20 protein-coding genes and 1 pseudogene are annotated in these 24,812 nt (G+C 75.8%); 11 read left to right on the top strand and 10 right to left on the bottom strand.

Annotated features, from left to right (window positions below; translation table 11 throughout):
* Positions 1–50: 50 nt before the first annotated feature.
* Positions 51–212 (bottom strand): annotated as a pseudogene (locus ACGFX4_RS35840) (IS5/IS1182 family transposase); the annotation flags it as partial.
* Between the two features lie 150 nt (positions 213–362).
* Between ACGFX4_RS35840 and ACGFX4_RS35835 the strand changes: the two are divergent.
* Positions 363–722 carry a transposase gene (locus ACGFX4_RS35835; protein WP_393083906.1) on the top strand — a complete coding sequence of 120 codons (360 nt, stop codon included), beginning with the start codon at positions 363–365 and terminating at the stop codon, positions 720–722.
* A 35-nt stretch (positions 723–757) separates the two neighbouring features.
* Here ACGFX4_RS35835 and ACGFX4_RS35830 read toward each other — a convergent pair whose 3' ends face one another.
* The 9 genes from ACGFX4_RS35830 to ACGFX4_RS35790 all read right to left on the bottom strand — a co-directional run bounded on the left by ACGFX4_RS35830 (position 758) and on the right by ACGFX4_RS35790 (position 11,352).
* Positions 758–1,405: a CE1759 family FMN reductase gene (locus ACGFX4_RS35830; protein ID WP_393083903.1), complete on the bottom strand. Its 648-nt coding sequence runs from the start codon at positions 1,403–1,405 to the stop codon at positions 758–760.
* A gap of 22 nt (positions 1,406–1,427) precedes the next feature.
* Positions 1,428–2,942 carry a hypothetical protein gene (locus ACGFX4_RS35825; RefSeq protein WP_393083900.1) on the bottom strand — a complete coding sequence of 505 codons (1,515 nt, stop codon included), beginning with the start codon at positions 2,940–2,942 and terminating at the stop codon, positions 1,428–1,430.
* A 46-nt stretch (positions 2,943–2,988) separates the two neighbouring features.
* Positions 2,989–4,788, bottom strand: coding sequence for a hypothetical protein (locus tag ACGFX4_RS35820; RefSeq protein WP_393083897.1), 1,800 nt, complete (start codon positions 4,786–4,788; stop codon positions 2,989–2,991).
* Positions 4,785–5,870: a hypothetical protein gene (locus ACGFX4_RS35815; protein WP_393083894.1), complete on the bottom strand. Its 1,086-nt coding sequence runs from the start codon at positions 5,868–5,870 to the stop codon at positions 4,785–4,787. The genes ACGFX4_RS35820 and ACGFX4_RS35815 overlap by 4 nt, the downstream gene beginning before the upstream one ends.
* Positions 5,867–6,925: an LLM class flavin-dependent oxidoreductase gene (locus tag ACGFX4_RS35810; RefSeq protein ID WP_393083891.1), complete on the bottom strand. Its 1,059-nt coding sequence runs from the start codon at positions 6,923–6,925 to the stop codon at positions 5,867–5,869. The genes ACGFX4_RS35815 and ACGFX4_RS35810 overlap by 4 nt, the downstream gene beginning before the upstream one ends.
* A 31-nt stretch (positions 6,926–6,956) precedes the next feature.
* Positions 6,957–8,264 carry a M16 family metallopeptidase gene (locus tag ACGFX4_RS35805; protein WP_393083888.1) on the bottom strand — a complete coding sequence of 436 codons (1,308 nt, stop codon included), beginning with the start codon at positions 8,262–8,264 and terminating at the stop codon, positions 6,957–6,959.
* Positions 8,261–9,559: a M16 family metallopeptidase gene (locus ACGFX4_RS35800; RefSeq protein WP_393083885.1), complete on the bottom strand. Its 1,299-nt coding sequence runs from the start codon at positions 9,557–9,559 to the stop codon at positions 8,261–8,263. Before ACGFX4_RS35800 ends, ACGFX4_RS35805 begins: the two co-directional genes overlap by 4 nt.
* 63 nt (positions 9,560–9,622) lie before the next feature.
* Positions 9,623–10,381: an ABC transporter permease gene (locus ACGFX4_RS35795; protein ID WP_393083882.1), complete on the bottom strand. Its 759-nt coding sequence runs from the start codon at positions 10,379–10,381 to the stop codon at positions 9,623–9,625.
* The gene (locus ACGFX4_RS35790) at positions 10,378–11,352 is read right to left on the bottom strand and encodes an ATP-binding cassette domain-containing protein (RefSeq protein WP_393083879.1); all 975 of its coding nucleotides are present in this window, start codon (positions 11,350–11,352) and stop codon (positions 10,378–10,380) included. Before ACGFX4_RS35790 ends, ACGFX4_RS35795 begins: the two co-directional genes overlap by 4 nt.
* A 363-nt stretch (positions 11,353–11,715) precedes the next feature.
* Here ACGFX4_RS35790 and ACGFX4_RS35785 point away from each other — a divergent pair, with 363 nt between their 5' ends.
* From ACGFX4_RS35785 to ACGFX4_RS35740, 10 genes are all read left to right on the top strand, one after another.
* Positions 11,716–11,907, top strand: coding sequence for a hypothetical protein (locus tag ACGFX4_RS35785; RefSeq protein WP_345695806.1), 192 nt, complete (start codon positions 11,716–11,718; stop codon positions 11,905–11,907).
* Positions 11,908–12,067: 160 nt separating this feature from the next.
* Entirely contained in the window at positions 12,068–13,123 is a 1,056-nt protein-coding gene (locus ACGFX4_RS35780; protein ID WP_393083875.1) for a hypothetical protein, read from the top strand.
* A gap of 272 nt (positions 13,124–13,395) precedes the next feature.
* A complete protein-coding gene (locus ACGFX4_RS35775) occupies positions 13,396–15,981 on the top strand; it encodes a hypothetical protein (RefSeq protein WP_393083872.1) in 2,586 nt (861 codons plus the stop codon).
* Positions 15,978–17,585: a hypothetical protein gene (locus ACGFX4_RS35770; protein WP_393083869.1), complete on the top strand. Its 1,608-nt coding sequence runs from the start codon at positions 15,978–15,980 to the stop codon at positions 17,583–17,585. The genes ACGFX4_RS35775 and ACGFX4_RS35770 overlap by 4 nt, the downstream gene beginning before the upstream one ends.
* Positions 17,582–19,513 (top strand): TOMM precursor leader peptide-binding protein, encoded by a 1,932-nt coding sequence (locus ACGFX4_RS35765; protein ID WP_393083866.1) that lies wholly within the window; start codon positions 17,582–17,584, stop codon positions 19,511–19,513. The genes ACGFX4_RS35770 and ACGFX4_RS35765 overlap by 4 nt, the downstream gene beginning before the upstream one ends.
* Positions 19,514–19,680: 167 nt before the next feature.
* A complete protein-coding gene (locus ACGFX4_RS35760; RefSeq protein WP_393083863.1) occupies positions 19,681–21,150 on the top strand; it encodes a hypothetical protein in 1,470 nt (489 codons plus the stop codon).
* Positions 21,147–22,094 (top strand): thiopeptide-type bacteriocin biosynthesis protein, encoded by a 948-nt coding sequence (locus ACGFX4_RS35755; RefSeq protein WP_393083860.1) that lies wholly within the window; start codon positions 21,147–21,149, stop codon positions 22,092–22,094. Before ACGFX4_RS35760 ends, ACGFX4_RS35755 begins: the two co-directional genes overlap by 4 nt.
* Positions 22,095–22,210: 116 nt before the next feature.
* Entirely contained in the window at positions 22,211–22,945 is a 735-nt protein-coding gene (locus ACGFX4_RS35750) for a LuxR C-terminal-related transcriptional regulator (protein WP_393083857.1), read from the top strand.
* Positions 22,946–22,968: 23 nt separating this feature from the next.
* Complete coding sequence (locus tag ACGFX4_RS35745) at positions 22,969–23,907, top strand: ABC transporter ATP-binding protein (protein WP_393083854.1); 939 nt, start codon at positions 22,969–22,971, stop codon at positions 23,905–23,907.
* Positions 23,908–23,916: 9 nt separating this feature from the next.
* Positions 23,917–24,672, top strand: coding sequence for an ABC transporter permease (locus ACGFX4_RS35740; RefSeq protein WP_393083851.1), 756 nt, complete (start codon positions 23,917–23,919; stop codon positions 24,670–24,672).
* Positions 24,673–24,812: the final 140 nt, after the last annotated feature.

Below are 24,812 nucleotides of genomic sequence, written 5' to 3'. Positions count from 1 at the left end.
GTCGGGTCACTGAGCCTTTCGGCGTTGAAGCTCGAGGTTACGCGGTCGCATTCCGCGAGGGTGCCGTGCTTGCGCAGGTACACGAGCGCGGCCAGGGCCCGCTGGGAAGGCCGGAGCTTGCAGCGACGGCCACCCTCCCGGGTGACGACCAGCATCGTGACCCATTCAACGAGCGCGTGCGACAGGTCCAGTGCGGCAGGACAGGTAACCAACGCCGACCGCCCGGCGTCACCCGATCGGCGCCCACCCTGAAAACGCTCATTGTGTGGTGCTGAACGACGAGCCGGAGTTGTTGGCCCTGTTCGCCGACGTGCCGGCCCTCGACGAGGACGTGGTCCCGGGCCGTCGACGTCGGCGACGACATGGCCGCACTGTGGATCAGCGTGTTGCTCGACCACGGCCAGCACCTCGTCCACATACCCGGCCTGGCCGTCAACCGGGCCCCGGTCGGCTACCGGGGAATGGGCAAGACCGATGCCAGGGATGCCGCGGTCATCGCCGACCAGGCGCGAATGCACCAGGACCTGACCGTCCTGCGGCCGGATGACGAGCACGCGGTTGTACTGCGGATCCTCACCGGCCGGCGGGCCGACCCGAACGCGGACCGCACCCGCCGGATCAACCGACTGCGCGGCCGACTCACCGGCATCTTCCCGGCCTTGGAGCGGACACTTGACCTGGGCAGCCACAGCCACAGCACAGGGAGTCAGTGGCTTTCGTGACGTTTCTTGATCGGTTCCGCCCGTGGCGTCGGACCCTATCGCTCTTGGTGCGGCGAGACCTGGTTCGGGACGGCGGCGGCCGAGCGTCGGGGGCGAGGGCCGCGGGGGCGGGTCGGGACGGGCGGGGCCTCGGGCAGCAGGGCACACAGTTCGGTGGCGGCGCGGATGATGCGCTCGGGGAGTTCGGGGCCCGCCCAGTCGGCCGGGGTGGCGTAGACGCTGGTGGGGGTGAGGCGGGCGCCGAGGGTGGTGAAGAGTGGGCGCAGGGCGTGATCGAGGACCAGGCAGTGGCGCAGGGAGCCGCCGGAGGCGGCGAGCAGCACGGGGCGGCCGGTGAACGCGCCGGGGGCGGCGGTGTCCAGGAAGGACTTGAACAGGCCGCCGAAGGAGGCGTGCAGGATCGGGGTGGCTGCGATCACCGCGTCGGACTCCGCGAGGTGGTCCAGTGTGTCGGCCAGCGCCGGGGTGTGCAGTCCGGTGAGCTGGTGGTCGGCCAGGTCGTGGGCGAGGTCGCGCAGCTCGACGGTGTGCGTCACGGCGGTCACACCGTCGGTGGCGAGCCGGTCCAGGACCGCGTCGGTGAGGCAGTCGGCCAGGCGGCGGGTGGAGGAGGAGCCGCTCAGGCCGCCGCTGAGGACGGTCAGCTGCCGGGCGGGGCCGGGCGGAACGCTGAACGGCGGCATGGGCGGGGCCTCTCTGTCGGGGTCAGACGCGCAGGTCGAGGTACGGCTCCGCGTAGCGGGTGCGACCGCAGACGGTGAGCAGGACCGGGTACTCCCCCGCGGGCAGGCCGAGGAGGCGGCCGACCAGGTGCTCGTCGAAGGAGCGGGCCGGCCGGGCGAACCGGCCTTGTGCGGCGGCTGCGAGGCCGAGCCCGTGGGCCACCCAGCCGGAGGCGAGTTGCAGCAGGCTCCAGGCGGCGGGCCCCTGCTGCTCGATCAGCTGCTGCACGTCCGCCGTGAGGAACCACAGGGAGGAGGCGTGCCGTACGCCGCTGTCGTTGCCGGGTGCGAGGGGGTAGCCGAATCCCGCCTCGAGTTCTGCGGGCAGACCCTCGGCCCGGCGGACCAGGGCGAGCCCGCCGTCCGGTGCGGCCCGGTAGTGGCCGTCGGGCAGTCCTGCGGTGTGCTGGAGCACCACGTGGACGGACAGCGCGTCGCGGACCGCCGTCAGCGGCCCCGACGGCACCGGGACGCCGGCCCACGCTGCCAGCGATTCCACCTCGGCGGCCGTGCTGCTGCTCGGGCGGACGGAGAAGCCGGTGAGTGGGAGCGGCACGCGGCCTGCGCTGCGGTTCCACAGCACCTCCGCCCAGGACACCGGCCCCTCGGCGGGCTTGGGGAGGGCGGCGGCGGGAACGGGGACGGCGGCGGGGGCGGTACGGCGCGTCGCGGTGATCGGCGCGGAGCCGGTCAGGCTGGGGTGCGCGGCGGAGTCGGTGAGCAGCGCGTCGAGTTCGGTGGCCAACGGGCGGCGGGTGCCGGTCGGGCCGAACGGACCCGGGCCCGGTAGGCCGTGCAGGGTCGTCACCACCGGTGTCGACCAGCAGCCCGGTCCGGAGTCGGCGACCAGCTGCTCGGCGGCGGCCGGTTCGGTGCCGGTGGTCTGTACCGTCGCCGGGCAGTCGAACAGCTCGGCGGCGGTGAGCAGGGCGCGCAGGTTGATGCCGAGTTCCAGCTCGCCCAGCGCCCGCCGCAGGATGCCGTACGGCGTGGGCAGGTCGGTCAGCCGGCCGGCCAGCACCACGCGTATCGCCGAGTCCGGTGGCCGCAGCTCCGGCGGCACTTCGGCGTCGAGGGCCACCAGGGCGTGCCGGTAGAGGTCGAGGTATCCGGCCGGGCCGTCGGTGCCGACCACCAGCGCGTGGACCGGGAACTTGCTGCGCACGGACGCCACCGTGCGGTGGTCGTTGGCCGGGTTCGACGGTTCGCGCCGCTGCATGCCGAGCGCGGCCACCAGCAGGTGCCCGAGCAGAGGCGCGTCCGCTGGTCGCTCCGCCCTCCGGCCGCCGCCGAACGGGAGGTCCTGCAGCAGCCGGAAGGTCCCGGCGGGCAGCGGGTGGAGCTCTTCGCCGCGGGCCGCCGCGGGCGGCAGGAGAGCGGTGGTGGCGATCCGCTCGTCCACCGCGATCGGGTCCAGCAGCAGCCCTCGGAGAGGGCCCTGGGCGAGCGCGAAGCGCAGCACCTCGGGTGCGGACGGGGGCTCGGGGGCGGAGGACATCCGGGGCTCCTCGGAGGTCGGGTCGGGGCGGGTCCGGGGCAGCGCGTCAGTGCAGGAGGAGCCGGGCGCAGGTCCACGGCAGTGGGCCGAGGACCGGGTCGGCGGTGAGGCTGCGCACCGTCACGCGGTGTTCGGCGAGCAGCCCGTTCAACGTGCGGGTCAGCGCCACCTCGGTGAGGTGTTCCACGCACCAGGTGCCGGTCGGCGGGTGGGTGCCGCCGGTGGTCTCGGCGGTGAACAGCGTCCCGAGGACGGCGTAGGCGGCCGACGCCGGGCTCGGGCCCCACTCGGCGGCGAGGAGGCCGCCGTACGGGGAGCGGGCGGTGGCAAGGTGCCATGCGCCGTCGCCCAGTTGGTGGAGCGCCAGGTCGAAGTGCCGTCCGTGGTAGTCGGTGAGGGCGCTGTACAGGGCGCGGGCGGTCGGATGTTCCAGGGCGGTCGGCGGGAGGGTCCGGCCGGGAGTGGCGAGGGTCAGCGGTGCCAGCGCGCGGAGCAGGCCGTCGAGGGTGGCGTGTGCGGGAGTGGTGCCGGCGCAGGCGCGTTCCGCCGGATCGCCGGTGGCTTCCTGCCCCGCGACGTCGACGTGGGAGCGCAGCAGGGCGAGCAGGGCGTGGCGGCGGGCAGCGGCTTCGTCCTCGCCCCAGCCGGTCAGCGGTGCAGCTGCAGGCGCGAGGACCGGTCGCAGGGTGACGGCGGCGATCGGTCGGCGGTGTTCCGGCCCGGCCGGGTCGAGCCACCGGCCCAGGCCGCGCCACGGCTCGGTCAGGACGGCCGGGTCGGTGTCCCCGGGCGGCTCGTCCGGATCGGTCGGCTGCCAGGAGGCCGTGGCCGTCCGGTCCGGGAGGGGTACGGCGGTGACCTCGGCGGTCGGTCCGTGCACCACCAGCATCCCGTCGACGGGCGCCAGGCCGGTGATCCGGTCGACCACGCGACGGGCGGCCAGCGAGCCGGCGAGGACCGCGCCCACGGGCATCGGCGCCGGCCCCTGCGGCAGCACCGCCAGCCAGCCCGCCACCCGTCGGACCGCCGCCCGGAACCCGGCGACCTGCGCGGGCTCGTCCAGCACCGGTCCGACGACGGCATGCCCGGACCCGACGGAGACGGGCAGCAGGGCGCCGGGCGCGCCGGCCCCATCGGCCGTCAGCGGCCCGATGCCGGGCTCCGGCGAACCCGCCGGCCGGTCGGGCGCCGGGGATCCGGTGGGGCCTGCCGCGGACGGCGCCACCTGTTCGGGAGGCGCTGGTGGGCCACCGGCGGCAGATCGGCGGACCGTCAGCGGTTCGCCGGTGCCCGGCCCGTGCGCCGCCTGCCCATCGGCCGTGAGGGGCCCGTCAGCGGTCGGGGCCACCGGCAGCGCCTGCTCGGCGTCCGTCAGGATCTGCACCGTGACATCCGCCGACCGGTCCTCCCCCGCGGCGGTGCCGACGGCGAGGCGGGTGAGCGAGCGGGTGGCGGCGTCCGCGGCCGGGCCGGTGCCGGTGACCGCCACGGGCGTGCGGCACAGGCGCCGGTACAGGTCGTACGGCTGATCGGCGTGCTCCTCCAGGTGCGCGACGATCTCCTCGTGCCGCGGGTCGGTCGGCGGCGGCCCGCCGGCCGCGTCCAGGTCGAGGAGCAGCCCCCGATCGGCCAGGACGCGGAGCAGCGGGACGAGCAGCGACCCGCCCGGTCCGCCGGCGAGCTCGGACGCCTCGACGCCGTCGGTCAGCGGGCCCAGTCGGCGGTCCAGTGCCTCGAACAGCAGGGCTGGGCCTTGCACCACGAAGGCGGCGCCGTGGAAGGAACAGTGCAGGCCCTGCGGGACCGGGGCGAAGTGGCAGCCGGGCCGGAGCTTCAGGCGGGTCACCTGGGTCGGCCCCCGCAGTCGATCAGCCAGGGCTCGGCGGTCGGGACGGCGGGGCCCAACAGGATGCGCCCGAGCCGGGGCCGTTCGGGGCGCTGGGCCGGCAGGTCGATGCGCAGGCGGGTGGCGCCGGAGAGCCAGGCGGCGATCTGGATCGGCGCGGGCAGCTGCCACGCCGGGCGCGCGGGCGGGCAGGGCACGGTGAGCGGTCGGCCGTCCTGGTCGGTGACGGTGAGGGTGTCGGTGTCCGGCCGGTGGCTGAGGCGGGCCTCGTACCAGCGGTACGGGGCTGGGTCGGCGGGTTCGCCCGCGGTGCCCGCGCCGAGGAGGAGGAGCGAGCCGTCCTGCGGGGCGGTCAGGAGCTGGTAGCCGCCGTCCGGTTCCCGGAATCGGGTCGGCAGCTCGGGGACGGGGCCCGGGGCGGCGCCGGAGAGCCGGGCGGCGAGGTCGGCGGTGGCGCGGGCGGCGAGCAGCGCGGCGAGGGAGCCGTCGGCGGGGCCGAACTCCTCGGCGCCGTCGGTGTCGAGCATGCCGGACCGGCGGTGCACGACGGTGAGCAGGTCGGCGGCGCAGTCGACCAGCGATGCCGTGCCCCCGTTGCCGTGGCGGTCGGTGAACGCGACGGTGAGCAGCGCCCGGATGTCGTGGCCGCGGTCGAGCAGGCCGAGCAGCGGGAGCAGTGCGGCGAGGTCGGCGAACGCCTCGGCATACCCCTCCGGCGGTGCGTCGAGCACGTGGCGCCGGGCGGGTGCAGGGTCGGCGCCGGGGTGGGCGTCGGCGGGGTGGCCGAGCAGCAGTCCGCTGCCGAGGCCCGCGGTGACGGCGGCCTCGGCACGGTCGGGCCCGAGCCGGCGGGCCAGTGCGGCGGTCAGCCGGTCGCGGTCGGCCGGGCCGAGGGCGCTGAACGCGACCAGGGTGCGGACGGTGGCGGTGGCGGTGACGGCGAGGCTGCGGGTCCGGTCCGGTGCGGCGACCCGGTAGCGGACCTGGCCGTCGCGGAGTACGGCGGTGGGGTTCAGCGCGACGGACTCGGCGGCGATCAGGCCGGCGGCGGTCGTCCCGTTCACGGCGGTCGTGGTGTTCACCGGGCAACCCCGGGGAACTGCGGGCGGACCTTCTCGACGAACAGTTCGGTGCTGCGCAGTGCAGCCGCGCCGCCGAAGTCGCCGAAGTCGGCCTGCCAGAGCAGTCCGTCGACGTTCATCCGCTCCTGGAAGCGGCCGATCTGCTCGGCCACGTGCTCGGGCGAGCCGACGATGGCGCTGCCGTTGGCGCGCAGGTCCTTGGCGGTGAGGGTGCGGATGGAAGCGGCCAGGCCGGTGTACTGGTGGTAGTCCTTGGAGACGGTCTCGTCCCACGGGTCGAGGGCCGAACTCCACACCTCCAGGTACCGGTTGAGGTGCGGGTCGGCGATGGCCCGGGCCTCCTGGTCGGTCTCGGCGACGACCAGCGGCAGGCTGGCCATCACGCGCGGCGCGGAGTCCGGGTGGTGCTCGGCGTAGGTCTTCCGGTACAGCTCGACCATGCTGTTGTCGAGTTCGCGGCCGGTGGGCGTGATCAGCAGGCCGTGGCCGAGTTCGGCGATCCGGCGGAAGCTCTCCGGGGACTGGACGGCGGCGATCCACAGCGGCGGGCCGTCCTGCTGGGTGGGGCGGGGCAGCACGGTGGCGTTGCGCAGGGTGAAGTACGGGGTCTGCTCGTCGACGCCCTCCTCCTTGAGCATCCGCGCGACGGCGGCGACCACCGCCTCGAAGCGGGCCCGGCTGCCGTCCATCGGCACGTCGAAGGCGTGGAACTCGTGCGGCAGGTAGGCCCGGGCGAAGCCGATCTCCAGCCGGCCGTGGCTGATCGCGTCCACCATGGTGATGTACGAGGCGAGTTGGACGGGGTGGTGGAAGACCGGGAGCACGCAGCCGGTGATCAGCCGGATGTCGGTGGTCTGCGCGGCGACGGCGGTGAGGAAGGTGAGCGGGCTGGGGCAGTAGCCGCCGTAGGGGTGCAGGTAGTGCTCGGTCATCTTCACGTAGTCCAGCCCGGCCCGGTCGCCGTACCGGGACAGGGCCAGCACCTCGTCGTAGTACGCGGCGGGCGACTTGGTCTGCGGGGTGGAGTCGGGCAGGAAGGACAGGCCGAAACGCACGGGGGTACCTCCGGGGGCGTGGGGTGAGGGTTCAGGGCTGCAGGACGATGCCGGTGAACGCGCCGGGATCGAGGTGGACGCGGGCCGCCTCGGCGACCTGGTCGACCGTCACCTGCGCGAGGGACGCGGGGAAGGCGGTCAGCCACGCCGGGTGCAGGCCGTGCACGGCGGCGTCGAGCAGGGCGTCGGCCAGGCCGATCTGGGTGGCCAGGGAGATCGACCGGATGCCCGCGCTGTACCCGGCGGCGGCCCGGACCTCGGCCGGGGTGGGCGGCCGGTCTCCGCTGAGCCGGGCGAGAACGGCGAAGGTGCGCTCCAGCGACTCGTCCCGGTGCCGGGGGTCGACGCCGAACTGGACCAGGTTGACGGCGGTGGTGCCGATCTCGTGGGCGGCGCAGCGGGCGCTGTACGCGTAGCCGGCCTCTTCGCGCAGCGAGCGGACCAGCCGGGAGGAGAAGTAGCCGGCGAAGACCAGTTCGGCCAGGTGCAGGGCGGCGAAGCCGGGGTCGGTCCGGGGCAGTGAGGGCGCGGCGAGCCGGGCCTCGGCCTGCCGCAGGCCGGGCATCCTGACGTCGGCGACCGGGCCGCCGGTGACCTGCGGCGGGCTTGCCATCTCGCGGGCCGGGCCGGGGCCGGTCCAGTCGGCGAGGGCCCGCGCGGCGGCGTCCAGGGCCTGCTCGGGCACCAGGTCGCCGACCAGGACGAGGGTGGAGCCCTCGGGGAGCAGGCCCTCGGCGCGGCGGCGGGTCAGGGTGTCCACGGTCACCGCGCGGACCGGCTCGGCGTCGGGGGTCTCCCGGGCGGCCGGGTGGTCGCCGAAGCAGTGCCGCAGCAGCGCGGAGCGGCCGGCGTACTGCGGCATCCGGCCGGCGAGTGCGACCCGCTGGAGCAGCCGGGCCCGTTCGGCCTCCACCTCGGCCGTCCGGAAGGCGGTGCCGGTGAGCAGGTCGGCGAGCAGGTCGAGCAGGGTCGGCAGGCCCTCGCTCAGCAGCCGGGCGGTGACCTTGAGTCGCTCCGGCCGGGCCTCGACCCGCAGGCTGCCGCCGTACTCGGCGAGCACCTCGTCCACGGCGGCGCGGTCGCGGCGGGCCGCGCCGCAGGTCAGTGCGGCGGCGAGCAGTTCGGCCTCGGCCGCGTGCTCGGCGCTGTCGCCGCCGAACGGCAGGGCAAGGCGGAGTTCGACCACCGGGACGGCGGCGCGCCGGGCGGCGAGCACCCGCAGGCCGTTGGGCAGGGTGAGCTCGCGGTACTCGATCGGCCGCGCGGCCGCCGGGGGCGGCACCACGGGGACGGCGGGCGCGGCGGTGTCGTGTCCGGACGTCATGGGGGCGGTGGTCACGGGCGGCCTCCGGCGGGTTCGACGGTGAGGACGGCCGGCGGGCAGGCGGCCAGGGCCTCGGCGGCGGCCCGGACCTGCCCGGCGTCGACGGTGGCGAGCAGCCTGGGCAGCTCGGTGACGAGTTCGGCCCGTCCGAGCAGTACGTCGAAGGCGGCGGCGCGCCGGGCCCGGGCGGCGACCGGGTCGGTCTCGCTGTACCAGGCGGCCCGCAGGCGCCGTACCGCGCGGGCGAGTTCGGCCTCGTTGAAGCCGTCCGGCACGGCGAGCAGGTCGAGCTGGTGCCGGATCAGGTCGGCGACCTGCCCGGGGGTGCTGCCGGGTGCGCAGACGGCGGTGGCGACCAGTGCTTCCGGGTCGCGGGCGTCGAAGGCCTGCCCGGTGAGCGAGGGGAGCACGGCGGCCTGGGCGGCGTGCCCGTCGCGGACCAGGGTGCGGCGCAGCCGGCCGTGCTGCGGGTCGCCGAGCAGGGCGGCGACCAGGAGGGCGGCCAGGTGCTCGGGGGTGCCGGGCGCGGGGCAGCGCCAGCCGACGGCGACCGCGGCGGCGGGGGCGAGCGGGTCGGTGAGGGTGTGGGTCCGCTCGGCGTCGGGCAGCCGTTCGGGGCAGTCGCGGCGCGGCGTACGGGGGCGGGCGGGCAGCGCGCCGAAGTGCTTCTCGGCCAGGTCGAGCGCGTGCTGCGGGTCGAAGGCGCCGCTGATCGCCAGGACCGCGCTGCCCGGCGTGTAGTGGTCGGCAAAGAACCGCTCGCACTCCTCGGGGGTGACGCCGCTGAGCGTGCCGGTGTCGCCGTAGCCGTTGTGAGCGTTGGCCTCCTCGTGGAAGAGCACCGGCGGCAGGGTGAACGCCGGGAAGCCCCCGTACGGGCGGCCGAGGAAGTTCTGGTTGATCTCCTCGGCGACCACCGCGACCTGGTTGGCGATGGTCTCCGGGGTGACCCGGGGGCCGCGCATCCGGTCGGCCTCCAGGAACAGCACCAGTTCCAGCGCCTCGGCGGGCACCACCTGGTAGTAGCAGGTGTGGTCGCGCTGGGTGACGGCGTTGAAGGCGCCGCCGGCGGCCTGCACCCGCTCGGCGTGGGCGAGCTTGGGCAGCGTGGAACTGCCCTGGAACATCAGGTGCTCGAAGAGGTGGGCGAAGCCGGGGCGGGCCTCGCTGCGGTAGCCGACGTCGTAGGCGACCGCGACGGCGACGGCCGGGACCTCGGGGTCGGGCAGCAGGACGACGGTGAGCCCGTTGCCGAGCCGGTGGCGCAGCAGTTGCCCGGGGGCGGGCGGCGCGGTGGTGCCGAGTGGCACGGGAGTCCCTCTCTGTCAGCAGTTCGGCTCTGCGGCGGTCCGGTCCGCCGGAAGGAGGCTCTGTCAGCGGTCGGCGGAGCGGACCGAGCGCAGCCCGAACCAGACGGTGAGCGCGGCCAGGCCGAGCGCGACCGCCGCGCCGGTCAGGGTGCCGCTGGAGGCGAGCCGCCCGTCGAACAGCTCGCGCACCCCGGTGACCACGTGGGTCAGCGGGTTGGCCCGGGAGAGCCCGGACAGCCAGCCGGGGGCGAGCGTCATCGGCAGCAGCACGCCGGAGAGCAGCAGCGTCGGCAGGGTGACCGCGTTGATCAGCTGCCCGAACACGTCCTCGGCGGGGATCCGCAGCGCCAGCCCGTACGACAGCGCGGACATCGCGAGGCCGAGTACGCACAGCAGCACGAACGAGAGCACCACGCCGGCGAGTGAGGCGCGCAGGCCGAGGCCGACGGCGCCGAGTACCAGCAGGCCGCCCTGGACGGCGTACACGACGGCGTCGCGCATCACCCGGCCGAGCAGCAGGCCGAGTTCGCCGGCGGCGGTGACCCGCATCCGGTCGAGGACGCCGGAGCGGATCTCGGCGATCACGCCGAAGCCGACGAAGGCGGAGGCGAAGACGCTCTGCTGGACCAGCAGGCCGGGGACGAACACCCGCCACGGGTTGGCGCCGAAGCCGGGCACAGCTGCGAGTTTGGCCAGCAGCGGGCCGAACAGCACCAGGTAGAGCAGCGGTTGGATGAGGCTCATGACCACCCAGGCGGGGTTGCGCAGGGTGAACCGCAGCGAGCGGCGGAAGATGATGAGGCTGGTGCGGAGGGTGTTCATCGGGCCACCGCCGAAGCGGCGACGGGGGCGGGACGGTCCTCGCGCAGTGAGCGGCCGGTGAGCCGGAGGAAGGCGTCCTCCAGGCTGGGCCGCTTGACCTCGACCGAGCTGAGCGCGACTCCGGCCGTGTCCAACGCCTTGAGCAGTTCGGGCAGTCGGCGCTGCGCGTCGGCGCAGTGCAGGTGGACGCGTTCGGCGGTCACGTCCGGCCGGCAGTCGGGCAGGACCCGGGCCGCGGCAGCGGCGCAGTCGCCGACCTGCTGCGTCTCCAGGATGATCACGTCGCCGCCGATCTGGTCCTTCAGCGCTTTGGCGGTGTCGGCGGCGACGATCTTCCCGCCGTCGATGACCAGGATCCGGTCGCAGAGCCCGTCGGCCTCCTCCAGGTAGTGCGTGGTGAGGAAGACGGTGAGGTTCTGTTCGGCGCGCAGGGCCCGCAGATGCTCCCACAGGTTGGCGCGGGACTGCGGGTCGAGTCCGGCGGTCGGCTCGTCGAGGAAGAGCACCTTCGGCCGGTGCACCAGGCCGAGGGCCAGGTCGAGGCGGCGGCGCTGGCCGCCGGAGAGCCGCCCGCACGGGCGGTCCAGCAGCTCGGTCAGTTCGAAGCGCTCGGCGCTCTCGGCGGCCCGCTCGGCGGCCTGCGCCGCCGTCATGCCCTGCAGCCTTGCCTGGGTGCGCAGTTCGTCACCCGCGCGGTGGTCGCCGCCGGATCCGCTCTGCCCGACGTAGCCGATCTGTCGGCGCACCTCCGCCCGCCGGCGCACCACGTCCAGCCCGGCGACGGTGGCGGTGCCGGAGGTGGGGCGCAGCAGGGTGCACAGCATCCGCACGGTGGTGGTCTTGCCGGCCCCGTTGGGGCCGAGGAAGCCGACGGCCTCGCCCTCGGCGACCGACAGGTCGACGCCGGCGACGGCCTCCATGGGGCCCGAGCGGGTGCGGAAGCTGCGGGTCAGTCCCTGGGCTTGGATCACGATGGCTCCGATTCTGAGCGGGGTGCCCGGCCGGATCGGCGGAAGGAGGGCCGCGGCCGCAGGTGCGCCGCCAGGCCGATCACCGACTCTGCGAGCTCGGCACCGATGCCGTCCAGAGCGGACGGGGACCCGGAGAGGTCGTTGGCAGCAAACTGCAAGCGGGAAATGACCGGTTTGCTCCGTTCCGGTTGCCGACGGCGCCCCCACGAACCGTCAAATCCGGTTCCTGATCGCGTCAAAACCCTTCATCGGACGGCAACTTGATGCCGCGCCAGCCGCTTGCCGGTTCGATCTCCCGAGCCGGAAGCTGATTGTCGTTGCGAGGACGATCGGCGTCCTCGAACGAACCGAGAGGAAATCGCCATGAGCATCGACTTCGGCGCCTTCGACGTCACCGAGCTCGAGGTCCTGGAGGCCGGCGACGGCGTCGCGCTGCCCGACATGGGCGCGTCCATCGTCATCATCTACCCGACCGTCACCCCCGACGGCGAGGAGGTCCTCGGCGAGGCCGACCTGAACGGCATCTCCGGCTCGCTGTCCACCTCCTGCTGCTGACCCGGCCCAACAGCTGAGGCGCTGACGATCCGTCAGGCGGAACGAATTCCGCACTGAGGACGGACGGGGACGGCGCCACCGAACAGCCCATCGGCCACCTGCGAACGACCGCGCGGTCTCAGCCGCACCGGTCGCCTCGCGTACCTCCGGGAGACACGCCATGGACACCATCGGCCCGGGCACGGCCGTACGTATCACCGACCATTCGGCGCAGCCGCGGGACCTGCTGCGCGCCCTGGACACGCCACTGAGGCAGCTCAGGGACGCGCAGCAGCTTCCCGTGGTGCACCTGCGCCGCGGCTGGCTGCACGGCTCGCACCTGCGGGTGCTGGTCCGCTCCTACCCGCACCGGCCGCCGGTGCTGGAGGAGTTCACCGAGCAGGCCGGCCGGGCCGCCTCCGCGCTCACCGCGCAGCCGCCCGCCGTGAACGACTACCTGCGCCGCGCCGAGCAGCTCGGCCGCTGGGAGAACCGCCGCGAGGACCCGCTGCCGCTGCACCCGCACGGCCACGTCGAGTCCGGACCCGACGAGGACGCGGCCCGCTTCTCCGCCCCGCTGCTGCTCACCCGCGACCTGATGGCCGACGCCTACCTGGACTCCGTCCTGGACACCGCCGCGCTGCCCGACGAGGACCTGCTGCCGCAGCTCGCCCGGATCCTCGCCCTGGTCGCCCGCTCCCACCCGCAGGGCTACCCCGTGGGCACCCTGGCCCTGCGCTCCCACGTCGAGGGCGTCTGCTCCGCCACCGGGAACCACACCGACCTGCGCGCGATCTACGCCCGGCGGTACCGGCAGGACGCGGAACGCTTCACCGAGGCACTCACCGGGCCGGTCGACAGCCCGCTGCTGGACGGCTGGGAGAAGGCACTGACCCGGATCTGGGGCACCGCCGAGGCGGCGTGCGCGCACGGCGTCCTCAACGAGGACGCCATCCACCAGGCCGTCGGCCCGATGGAGTACCCGCTCGGCAGGCCGGTGCGCAGCGAGTTCATCGCCGCGTACCTGGAGAACCGGCAGGCCGCCGAGCAGAACTACCGGCAGAACGCCTACCGGCTGCTGCTCAACACCCTCTACCCGACGCTGACCTGCTTCGGCATCACCCCCATGCAGCGCTACTACCTCTGCTACGGGATCGCCGAGGCGGCGGACGAGCTCACCGGGGCCACGTCGGTGGAACGGATGCGGGCCCGGCGCAGCCAGCTCGCCGCGTCCTGACCCCCTCCTGCCGGCGGCCACCGGCCCCGCTTCGCCTCCGTGCCCGCCCGCGCTCCGGTGCGGCCCGTCCCGGGCCCCGGACCCGCGGTCGGCGCCGCGCGCATCCGCCCGGCCCGCGCCGTCGCCAAGCCGCGTTCCCGCGCGCATCCGCGTTGCAGCGCGCCCCCGCGTTCCGTGGCGCACCCGCGTTCCGTAGCGCGCCCCCGCGCTCCGCAAGCGCACCCCGCTTTCCGTCGCGCAGCCGCGTTCCGCTCCCAGAGAGGCCGCTCCCGGTGCCCACCTTCGCCGTTCCCTCCCCCGCCGAACCCGCCGCGCCGCCTCGCCCGTCCGCGTCCGCCGGCGGCTGGGTGCTGGCCGACAGCGTGATGCTGCGGATCAACCCCACGCCCGGACGGCGGCTCGCCGCGCCCGAGCTGCGCACCGCGCTGACCGCGCTGGCAGAGTCCGAGCAGCGCTGCGCCCGGCTCGCCGACGCCGCGTGCGACAGCCTGTACAAGGCGATCGCGCACGCCGGGGGCACCGACCGGCACCGGCTGCTGCACCTGCGCCGTGCCGTGCACAACGACCGCGACCCCGGCCCCGGGCCGTGGCCCGAGCCGCTGCCCGAACCGGTCACCGCCTGGCTGGACGCCGACGACCGACGCCGGCTCGCCCGTACCGCCGTCCGGACCGGGCACGCCGCGTTCCTCACCCACGAGCGCGCCGCCTTCGCGGACGCGCTCGGCAGCGAGCCGTTCCAGCTCTCGCTGGCGCTGAACTCCCCGCAGGTCCTGGACGCGGTGCAGCGCTACCGCAAGGCCGCCGGTCGCACCTCGGCCCGCGACCGCAAGTCCGAGCGCGGACTGGTCCAGCACTGGACCCGGGCGGTGGTCCGGGTCAGCCCGCTCGCCCGGCTGACCGCCGTCGCCTTCGCCGAGTGGGCGGACAACGGTGTCCCCCTCGACCAGGCGCGCTTTGCCCGCCGGGACGCCCGCAGCGTGTTCGGGCTCGACCAGCCGCAGCTGTCCGGCCTGGTCAACGGCATCCTCCAGGCCCCCGAGCGGACCAGCCCGACCGTGCTCGCCCGCAATCCGATGCTGCGCGTCGAGGGCGACCGGATCCGCTTCCACCACCACAGCGACGGCCAGGGCCGCATGCTCGCCGCCGAGCTCAGCCGCGAGCTGACGGTGCTGCTCCGGCTCGCCGAGATGGGTCCGCTGACGCCGCAGGAGCTCGCCGCGGCCACCGCCGACCGTCTCGGCGTCCCCGTCGAGGCGGCCATCACGCTGATCACCGCCGCCGTCCGGGCGCAGATCCTGGTCCCCGCACCACTGCTGGACGAGCAGAGCACCACGCTGCTCGCCGACGCCACCGCCGCGCTCGCCACCGGCCACGGCCGGGCCGCCGAACTCCTCGACGGCATCGGCGCCGAACTCGCCCGCGCCGCCCGCGCCGCCGTGCCCGAACGGGTCGCCGCGCTCAGCCGGATCGAACGCGCCGGCCGCGAACTCAACACCCTCAGCGCCGTCCCGGTGCGGCTGCGGGTCAACGAGGACCACCTGCTGCCACCCACCCCGGTCAGCCCCGGCGGCCACGCCACTGCGCTCGGCGAACTGCCCACCGTCGGCCGCTTCCTGCACCTCTTCGACCGCCACCACGACGTACGCGCCCTGCTGGTCCGGGCCTTCACCGACCGCTTCGGCACCGGCGGGCAGGCCCCGCTGCTCGACCACGCCCCCGAGCTGGTCGCCGAGGTCCGGGCCCGGCAGCAGCGGGTGGAGACCGATCCGGCCGCCGCCGAGGGCGTCCTGGCACAGCTCCACCGCGCCCGCGCCCGCGCCGAGGGCGCCCTCACCGAGCTGCTGGAGCGATCCCGAGCCGACGGCCTGGCCGAGGCCCGGCTGACCGCCGCCGAACTGGCCGCCCTCGCCGACGGCCTGCCCGAGGAGTGCGCCGGGGACAGCCCTTCGTACGGCCTGCTGGTCCAGCCCGCCGGCGCGGGCCGGCTGGTGGTCAACGCCTGCTACCCCGGGTCCGGGCAGCTCACCACCCGCTTCCTGGACACCGCCGACCAGGACGGCGTTTTCCGCGACCGGCTGCGCGAGCGGCTCCACCGGCTGCACTCCGGGCGCGGCGAACAGCCGGTCGAGGACCACGGCCTGCACGGCAGCAACCTCAACCACCGCCTGCCGCTGCTGGAGCGCCGCCTCACCCCGCAGGACTGGGTCCGCGCCCGGCTGGTCCACGACCCCGCCACCGACCGGCTCGTCCTGCTGGACGGCGACGGGCAGCCGATCCGGGTGCTCTCGCTCGGCATGAAGTGGATCGACGCGCAGCCAGCCCCGCTGTTGGTCGCCGCCTGGCTGCACGGGCCCAGCCTGGTCGCCTTCGACCCGGTCGAGCGTGCCCACCGTACCGCCGCCCGCCCGCTCGGCGACACCGCCCCGACCGTGCGCTACCCCCGGCTGGTGGCCGGCGACTGCATCCTGCAGCGCCGCCGCTGGTACCCGGGCGAGGACCTGCCCGCGCCCACCACCCCGGTCGACGAGGTCGCCGACCTGCTCGCCCTCACCGCCTGGCGGGCCCGGCACGAGGTGCCCGAGCAGATCGTGGTCAAGACCCCGCTGTGGCGGCTGCCCGGAATGGCCCGCCCCGGCGAGGAGTCCGCCGCGCCGAAAATCGAGCAGATCATCGCCGCCCGCCGCCGCGAGAAGCCCCAGTACCTGGACCTCGCCAGCGCCCTGATGGTCCGGGTGCTGCCCCGGCTGATGGAGCGCCGCCACCGCGGCTGGTTCGAGGAAGCGCTGCCCGAGGTCCGCAACGGCGCGAACGCCTTCGAATGGGCGGTCGAGGTCGACCGGGAGGCCACCGCCCGATGAGAGTCAAGCTGCGGCCCGACACGCACTACGCGCCCGTCCCGCAGGGCCTGTACGTCGCACGGGGCGGCCGCGAGTTCGTCCTCGCCGGCCCGCCCGCCCTGTACGAACTGGTCGACGGCCTGCTCGGCCCGCTCACCGAGGGCGCCGACCTCGACCGGCTGACCGCCGCCACCGGCGACCCGGCAGCCCGGCCCGTCCTCGCCCACGTGCTGGGCCGGCTGCTCCGCCAGGACGTCCTGATCGACCTGGACGCCCTCACCGTCCCAGCGCCCGACCCGCGCACCTCGGCCGAGTACGCCGACGTACTCGCCCACCTGGAGACCCGCAGCGCCGACCCCTACCGGGACTTCGCCGTCCTGCTCGCCGCCACCGTCACCGTCCTCGGCGCCGGCCCGGCCACCCGCACCGCCGTCCGCACCCTGTGCAGCTCGGGTGTCACCGACCTGCCCGCGCAGGACGCCGACGGGCCCGCCCTCACCCTGCGCTCCGCCGGCTGGGCGGTCACCGTCCACACCGAGGACCGCTACGCCCTGCTCGGCGACGGCACGGAACCTGGCGCGCTCACCGGACGGATCGCCGCCTGGCTCGACGCCCGGCCGCACGAGGCCGCGCCCACCCCGCTCAGCGCCACCCTCGCCGGATCGCTGGCCGCCCACACCGCCCTCGACCGGCTGCTCGGCGGCCCCGGCCGCCCCGGCCCGCTGCTGATCCACGGCCCCCACCTGACGACCAGCCAACTCCCGCCCCTGCCCGCGCGGACCGGCCCCGAGTGGACCGTCCTGACCGAACCGCCCCGCAGCGCGGAGCCCTCCGGCGTCGCCGACACCGCCGTGCCGGACGCCGCCGCCGTCCTCGGCACGCTCGCCCCGCTCACCGCTCCCTGGACCGGACTCGTCGTCCCTGGCGACGACGGCCCACTGCCCCAACTGCCCGTCTCCCTCGCCACCGTTCGCCCGCTCGGCGGCGACCTGCTCGCGGCCTGGGGCCGCACCCGCGCCGCCGCCGTCCTGGGCGCCGTCCTGCACGCCCTGCGCGCCCTCGCCGACCGCGACTGCCCGCCCGGGACTCAGCACCCCACGTACTCCGTCCCCGCAGCCGGCAGCAGCCCGACCCGCTTCCTGCTGGACGGCGCGCTGCGCCTCCTGCACCCCGCCCTCGCTGCGCCCGCACCGGTCGCCTGGGAGGAGCTGGACAGCGCCCGGCAGCGCTCGATGTGGAGCGTGCTGGACGAGTGGTTCCACCGCGACACCACGCTGACCGTCCGCCGGCTCGACGGCACCGACTGGCAGCTCGCCGAGGTCACCGACACCGCCGGGGACTTGCGCGCCGCCGCCTGGGGGTGCGACCGCTCCACCGCTCTGGAGGCCGCCCTGACCGCCGCCGTCGCCCAGGCCCAGGCCGACCCGGAGACCCGCGCCCGGCTCGCCGCCGCCGGACCGGCCACCCCCGCCGAGGAGCTCACCGGCGCCCAGGCCGAGGCCGCGCTCGCGCAGCTCACCGCCCGGCTCGCCGCGCACAGCCACGCGCTGCGCGCCGTGGTCCGTACCCACGACCCGGTGCTCGGCCCGCTGCCCGCCACCGCCGGACGGGTGTGGTGCGCATGACCACCGCCCTGCACCCGACTCCCCTGCTCGGCCCCGGACTGCCCACCTCCTGGCCCTGGCAGCACTGGGCCGACACCCTCGGCCCCGGCATCCTGCTCGCCGCCCGCTCCGGCCACGACACCGACTGGGAGCGCGCCGCCCTCGACCGCGCCCGCGCCGAGGACCGCGCCCTGCTCTCCGTCCGGCTCACCGCCCAGGAGATCCTGATCGGCCCGCTGTGGACGCCCGGCACCGAGCGCGGCTGCGCGGGCTGCGCCGAACGAGCCGACCGGGCCCGCCGATCGGAGCCCGAGCAGCGCTTCGTCCGGCAGCGCGCCGACCGCGAGGCCCCCACGCCCCGCCCGGCCGCCGCCACCCGCGAAGCCCGCGCCCTCCCGCCCTGGCTGGCCGCCACCGTCGAGGCCCTGCTGGCCAACCTCGCCGCCCGCGACGCCGAACCCGGCGCGGCCACCGCCGTCACCGCCGACGGCCGGATCAGCCGCCACCGGGTCGCCCGCGACCACGGCTGCACCGTCTGCGGCGACCCCGCAGCCGCGCTGCTCACCGACACCGCACCGCCGCCCGCCCGGCCCACCGCACCACGGCCCACCCCCGCCCGGCTGCCGCTGCGCGGACCGGCCGCCCCCTTCGGCCTCGACCCGGCCCGGATGCGCGCCGCGCTCGCCGACCCGCGCTTCGGCCCGATCACCCGCACCACCCGCCACGCCGCCGGTACGTACCCGATCACCGAGACCGAGCTGCTCGCCGGCACCCCCGCGGGCATGGGCCGCGCCGGATCCTTCCGCGAGGCCGAGGCGATCTCCGTCCTGGAGGCGTACGAGCGCACCGCCGGGTATCCGCACCACACCCCGCTGCTGCCCGGCCGCACCCACCGCGAACTCGGCGCCCTGGCCCTCGACCCGGCGACCCTCGGCCACCACACCGACACCCAACTCGCCTCCCCGCACAGCCGGCTGCGCCGCTGGACCCCGGACACCCGGCTGGACTGGGTCTGGTCCCACCCGCTCGACGGCGGGGCACCCCGGCTCGTCCCCGCCGAGATCGGCTTCTTCCGCTACCGGTACGACCTGCGCCCGTACGGCGAAGGCCCGGACGCCGGCCGCAACTGCTTCCTGGAGTCCTCCAGCGGCAGCGCCCTCGGCTCCGGCTACGAGGAAGCCGCGCTGCACGCCCTGCTCGAACTCGCCGAGCGCGACGCCTTCCTGCTCGCCTGGCACCGCGCCCGGCCACTGCCCGCGCTCGACCCGGCGGCCGTCCGCGACCCCGCCAGCCGGATGATGCTCCGGCTCGCCGACGAGCACGGCTACGACGTCCACCTGCTCGTCATCACCGACCGGTTGGCACTGCCCGCCGTGTGGGCGCTGGCCGTCAACCGCCGCCGCGCGCTGCCCGCCAGCTTCAGCACCGCGGGCTGCCACCCCGACCCGGAGCAAGCCGTCCGCGCCGCGCTGTGGGAGCTCACCCAGATGGTCAGCGGCGGCCTGGCCTGGGACCCGGACGAGTACCGGCACACCGTCGACGATCCCTGGTCCATCCAGACCATCGCCGAGCACTGGCGGCGCTACACCTTCCCCGAGCTGCTCCCCCGCGTGGAGCGCGTCCTGGGCGGACCGACCACCACCCCCGCCGAGGCCTTCCCGGACTGGCCGCACACCCTGGTACGGGCCGCCCGCGGCGACGTCCGCGGCGCCCTCGACCACGTCGCCGGGCTCTACGAGGCCGCCGGGCTGCGGCAGATCCTGATCGTCGACCAGTCCACGCCCGAGCACCTCGCCCACGGCATGACCGCCGTCAAGGCCGTGGTCCCCGGCATCGTCCCGATGTGCTTCGGCCACGCCCAACAGCGGCTGGCCGGACTGCCCCGGCTGCTCGACACCCTGGACGCCGACGAACGCGACCTCCCCTTCGACCCCCACCCGTTCCCGTGACCGCCCACCCGGCGCCAGGCCCCGCCAACGGCGCTGCAGTCGGCACCGCGGCCGGCCCGACACTCGACGCGGCACTCAGCCCGGTGCCCGGACCAGCGGTCAGCCCAACCGTCGGCCCGTGGCCCGGCCCCGCAATCGGACCGGCCGGAGGCCCCCCGTTCGGCCGGGTGCCCGGCCCCGCAGGCGACCCTGCCGTCAGCCCGGCGGAGGCGCTCGCGTTCAGCTACCGGCAGGGGCCGGGCAAGCGACTGCTCGGCGAGCAGCGTGCCATCAACGACGCCGCCCCGACCACCGCGTTCCAGCCGCCTCCGGACGCACGCGGCGGCACGGGCACTCCGTTGCCCGGCGACCTGCACGAGCTGCTCGCCGCCACCCCGTTCCCGGCGCCGCTGCACCACCCCGCCGACCCGCTCGGCGCGGCGCTGGCCACCGCCTTCGGCCTGCAGCGCCGCGAGCCCGACCACCAGTTCCCCGACCACCGGGCCACCGCCTCCGGCCGGGCCCGCCACCCCGTGCACGCCCTGCTCGGCGGCCCCGGCGTCCGCCGCTACCTCGACCCGTACCGCCGGGCCCTGGTCGACCTCACCTCGCCGCCGCCCCGCCGAACGGCCGACGACCGTACCCGGCTGGTGCTCGCCGCGCGCTACTCCGATCTGCCCGCCGGGTACGGCAGTCTGCGGTTCGCCGTCTGCGAGGCCGAACTCGGCGTCAACCTGCGAGCGTGGGCGGTCACCGCCGAGGCCTTCGGCGTCCCCAGCCGCCTGGAGGCCGGGTCCGCGCCCGCCGAGCAGCTGCTCACCGACGCCGGTCCGGGCCACTGGAGTGCACCGCTGTCCGTCGCACTGACCGCCCACCGGCCCGCACCCGCCCACCCGCTGCCCGGGACGCCGCCCGCGCCCGCCGACTGCGCCCGGTTCACGGCCGACGACCCGGACGCCGAGGACTGCCGGGCCCTCAGCCGCTGCCGGACCAGCTCGCCCGCCGGTCCGCTGACCGGCACCCCGGCGCACGCCACCGCCCCCGGTCCCAGCTGGGCCGATGTCCTGTGGCGGCGCTCCGCGGGCCGGGTGCCCGGCCGCCGGTACGGTTTCGCGCTGCGCCCCGCGCCCGTCGCCGAACCCGCCCTGCGCGACCTGCTGGCCTGGGCGGCGGTCCCGCCGCCGGACACCCTGCTGGCGGCCATCGCCGAACGGATCCGCCGTACCGTCGTCCTCCAGGGCGTCGCCGGCCTCCCCGACGGCGCCTACCGCCTGGCCGGCGGCCGACTCACCGCACACCGCCCCGGCCCCGACCTGCCCGCCCGCCTCGAACCGGGTTTCGGCCGGCCCGACGGCCCGGACACCGGCATCGCCCTGCGGCACGCCTCGGTGCTGTACGTCCACAGTGCCGAACCAGCCGCCCTGGTCGAGGAGTTCGGCCCCGCCGCACCTGCTCTCACCGCCCAGTGGTGCGGCTGGGCCGCGCACGGCCTGTGCCTGGCCGCCGCCGCTCACGGCCTGGTCGCCCGGCCGGCCCGCTCCTACGACGAACACCACCTGCAGCCCCTGCTGGGGCTCGACCGCAAGGAGGTCCCGGTCTTCATGACTGTCTGCGGCACCCCCCGGTACACCGGGCCGCTCTGGGACCTGCGCGGATGAGCGGCGAACTGCGCTGGCGCAGCTGGCACCTGCACGTCCCCACCGCCGACCCGGCAGTGCTGGACCGAGTCCTGCTGGCGTGCGTACCCGGTGCCGTCCGGACAGCCGGCCCGTCCGCCGACGGCACGCCCCGCCCCTGGTTCTACCTCCGCTACTGGCAGCGCGGCCCCCATGTGCGCCTGCGCATATCCGATCTGACCGATCATCAGGCCGACGAGGTGGAAGCCGGACTGACGAGCAGCCTGGCGGACGTCGAGGCCTCTCTCCCCGTCGACGGCCGCCTCACCCCGGCCGGTTACGCCGAGCTGGCCGCACCGCTGGCCGCGCTCGGCGAGTACGGCTCCAGCCTCCCGGCCGGTGAGCTGCTCGCCCCCGGCGTCCACCGCGCCGCGTACGAGCCGGAGGTGGAGCGCTACGGCGGCCCGGACGCGATGGCTGCCGCCGAGCAGCTGTTCCACGTCTCCAGCGTGGTCTGCCTGCGCGCCTGCGCCGCCCGAGCAGGGCAGTCCGGGCGCGGCCGGACCTTGCTGGACGGGCTCGAACTGCTCGCCGCGGCGCTGCCCGCCTGGCCCGACCAGGAGGAGTTCCTGCACGCCAACACCGCAGGCTGGCGCGCCCTGCTCAACACCACGCCGCCCGACCCGGCCGCTCTCGAGGCCAAGGCCGAGGCGCTGCTGCCGTGCGCCCCGGCGCTGCGGCGGCTCGCCGCCGGGGAGTCGGGCCGCTGGTCGCCGTTCACCCGGCGGCTCGCCGCGGCCACCGTCGCCCTCACCGCCGAACTCGGCGCCGGGCGGGCCCGCCAGATCCTCGCCTCGCACCTGCACATGGCCCACAACCGGCTCGGCCTCGGCCTCGCCACGGAGGCGCAACTTGCCATGATTTTGCTTTCCCTTGGGGTAGTTGACTGTACGTCAGGCCTGCCCGGAGCCGTCGCCCGAACCTAGACTTTCCCCGCCGTACCCGGAGGCGTCCGGGGCCGGTCGCACCGGAGGAGCCGGCCTTCCCGCCGGAGCAGCAGCACGTGAAACCCGGGGATGCCCACAAGGCAGAAAGGTGTCACATGACCCTGTACTCCAGTGGAATCGTGCAGCCGACACCAATCACGGCTGCCCGAACCTCCACGACGGTCCGCGCGGCGGCGGACCGGTTCGCCCAGTACGAGAGCGCCACCGGAAAACGCGCGGTCAGCGCCACCCTCGCCGACCTGCTGCGCAGCGCCCGGACCGCAGTGATCTGGCAGCGCAGTCCGGGTGCGGCGGCTCTCGACCTGTGGGACTTCGCGCTCGCCTGGCACGACTTCGACCGTCGCGCGCTGTTCGACCCGGAGGCTCTGGACAGCTGCCGAGAGCTGCTCGGCGGCCACCCGCTCGCCGAACACGTCCGGGTCGCCGAGACCGGAGGAGAACTCGACCGGCAGCTCGACGCAGTCCTGGTGGTGGACCGGCGGGTCGCCGCGATGCTGCCCCGCACCCTTGAGAACGACCCGCCCACCCTGGTGATCGGGGACGCCGTGGTCGCCGAGGCGGTCGCCGCCGCCTTCGACCTGGTCTGGCCGTCCGCCCGCTGCCTGCGGCCCGCCAACCCGATCGACGAGATGCTGGAGAGCAACCTGAAGCGCGAGATCATCCGCCGGCTGGCGGAGGGCGAGAAGGACGAGGCCATCGCCCGCAGCCTGAACGTGTCCCTGCGCACCTGCCGCCGCCACATCGCGGACATCATGAGCGCCACCGACGCGGTCAGCCGCTTCCAGGCGGGTTTCCGGATCGGTCAGGACACCCGGGTGGTGGCGTGGTGAGCGGTGGCTCCCGCGGCGTCGCAGTGAGCGGTCTCCGCCTGGACGACGTCGCCAAGTCCTTCGGCGAGGTCCGCGCCGTCGACGGGATCAGCCTCGATCTGAAGCCCGGCGAGGTCACCGCCCTGCTCGGCCCGAACGGCGCGGGCAAGACGACGGTGATGGACCTGATCCTCGGCCTGCAGACCCCCGACCGGGGCACCGTCACCGTCCTCGACGGCACCCCTGCCGAGGCTGCTGCCCGCGGCGAGGTCGGCGCCGTCCTCCAGGACGGCGGCCTGCTGCACGACCTCACCGCCACCGAGACGCTGCGCTACTTCGCCTCGCTGCACCACGACCCGCTGCCGCTCGACGAGGCCCTCGACCTGGCAGGCCTGCGGGGGGTCGCCCGCCGCCGGGTCGGCGCCTGCTCGGGCGGCGAACGGCGCCGGCTGCACTTCGCGCTGGCGCTGCTGGGGCGCCCCCGCCTGCTGGTCCTCGACGAGCCGACCGCCGGCCTGGACGTCACCGGCCGCCGCCAGTTCTGGGACGCCGTCGGCCGGATCCCGAGCCGGCCCACCGTCCTGTTCGCCACCCACCACCTCGACGAGGCCGAGCAGTACGCGGAGCGCGTGGTGGTGATGGCCGCCGGACGGATCGCCGCCGACGGCACCCCGGCCGAGATCCGTGGCCACGCCGCCGGGCGGGTGGTGAGCGCCCACTGGCCGGACGCCGACCTGGCCGCCCTGCGCGCGCTGCCCGCCGTCGACCGGGTCGAGCAGCGCGGCCCCACCGTCACCGTCCACACCCAGGACTCCGACCTGGTGGTGCGCCACCTCGCCGGTACCGCGGCCCGCGAGATCGAGGTGAGCTCCTCCGGACTGGAGGAGGCCTTCCTCGCCCTGGCCGCTGCCGTCCCGCCGTCGCCCGCTGCCGTCCCGCCGTCGCCCGCTGCCGTTCCTCCGCCCACCCGTACCCAGGACTGAGAGGCACCCGTGTCCCTGCCGCTCCCCATCGGCTCGCCGCTGCGCGGCTGCAACCGGACCGTCCTCGCTCTGGAGATCCGCCGGGTCCTGCGCAACGTGCGCACGGTGGTGCTGGTGATCGCGATGCCGACGTCCTTCTTCCTGCTCTACGGGCTGCCCAGCCGCGCGTCCGGCGGGCGGCCGCTGGCCCAGGTGATGGTCTCGATGGCCGCGTACGGCGCGATGGTCGGCGCGGCCGGCTGCGGCGCCGGCATCGCGGTCGAGCGGGCTCTCGGCTGGCAGCGGCAGCTGCGGCTCACCCCGATGCGTCCGCTCGGCCAGGTCGCCGTCAAGGCGATCACCGCGATGGTGCTCGGACTCGTTTCGGTGGCAGCCCAGTTCGCGCTCGGCGCGGCCTTCGGCGTCCGGCTCGGCTGGGACGAGTGGCTGCTCGCCGCCGCTGCGGCCTGGCTGCCCTCGCTGCTGTTCGCGGTCCTCGGCCTGCTGTGCGGGCTGCTGCTGCCGTCCGAGAACGTGATGCAGCTGGCCGGCCCCGGCCTCGCCCTGCTCGCCGTCTTCGGCGGCCTGTTCATCCCGCTCGAGGTGCTACCCCGAGTCCTGCGCGATCTGGCGCCGTTCACCCCGGCGTACGGCTCGGGCGCGCTCGCCCGCGCCGCGGTCTCCGGCGGCGAGGTCCTGGTGCCGGTGGCCGGCCTGGCCACGTGGACGGTCCTGTTCGGGGCCCTCGCGGTGTGGCGCCTGCGCCGCGACATCCGCCGCGTCTGACGCGCCGCCTCCACCGAAGGGGGGGGGGGGGGGGGGGGGGGGGGGGGGCGCGCGCGGCCCCCCCCCCCCGCCCCCCCCCCCCCCCCCCCGCCCCCCCCCCCCCCCCCCCCCCCCCCCCCCCCGCCCCCCCCCCGCCGCCC

It is taken from the genome of Kitasatospora sp. NPDC048365 (assembly GCF_043200835.1).
Lineage (GTDB): Bacteria > Actinomycetota > Actinomycetes > Streptomycetales > Streptomycetaceae > Kitasatospora > Kitasatospora terrestris.
Note: the sequence above shows the minus strand (reverse complement) of the source record. Positions and strands in the feature narration are given on the sequence as shown.

Excerpts from the sequence above, each read along its gene's own strand:
- ACGFX4_RS35835 (WP_393083906.1), top strand. The coding sequence starts at position 363 with ATGGCCGCACTGTGGATCAGCGTGTTGCTCGACCACGGCCAGCACCTC.
- ACGFX4_RS35830 (WP_393083903.1), bottom strand. The coding sequence starts at position 1,405 with ATGCCGCCGTTCAGCGTTCCGCCCGGCCCCGCCCGGCAGCTGACCGTC.
- ACGFX4_RS35825 (WP_393083900.1), bottom strand. The coding sequence starts at position 2,942 with ATGTCCTCCGCCCCCGAGCCCCCGTCCGCACCCGAGGTGCTGCGCTTC.
- ACGFX4_RS35795 (WP_393083882.1), bottom strand. The coding sequence starts at position 10,381 with ATGAACACCCTCCGCACCAGCCTCATCATCTTCCGCCGCTCGCTGCGG.
- ACGFX4_RS35785 (WP_345695806.1), top strand. The coding sequence starts at position 11,716 with ATGAGCATCGACTTCGGCGCCTTCGACGTCACCGAGCTCGAGGTCCTG.
- ACGFX4_RS35780 (WP_393083875.1), top strand. The coding sequence starts at position 12,068 with ATGGACACCATCGGCCCGGGCACGGCCGTACGTATCACCGACCATTCG.
- ACGFX4_RS35770 (WP_393083869.1), top strand. The coding sequence starts at position 15,978 with ATGAGAGTCAAGCTGCGGCCCGACACGCACTACGCGCCCGTCCCGCAG.
- ACGFX4_RS35765 (WP_393083866.1), top strand. The coding sequence starts at position 17,582 with ATGACCACCGCCCTGCACCCGACTCCCCTGCTCGGCCCCGGACTGCCC.
- ACGFX4_RS35755 (WP_393083860.1), top strand. The coding sequence starts at position 21,147 with ATGAGCGGCGAACTGCGCTGGCGCAGCTGGCACCTGCACGTCCCCACC.
- ACGFX4_RS35750 (WP_393083857.1), top strand. The coding sequence starts at position 22,211 with ATGACCCTGTACTCCAGTGGAATCGTGCAGCCGACACCAATCACGGCT.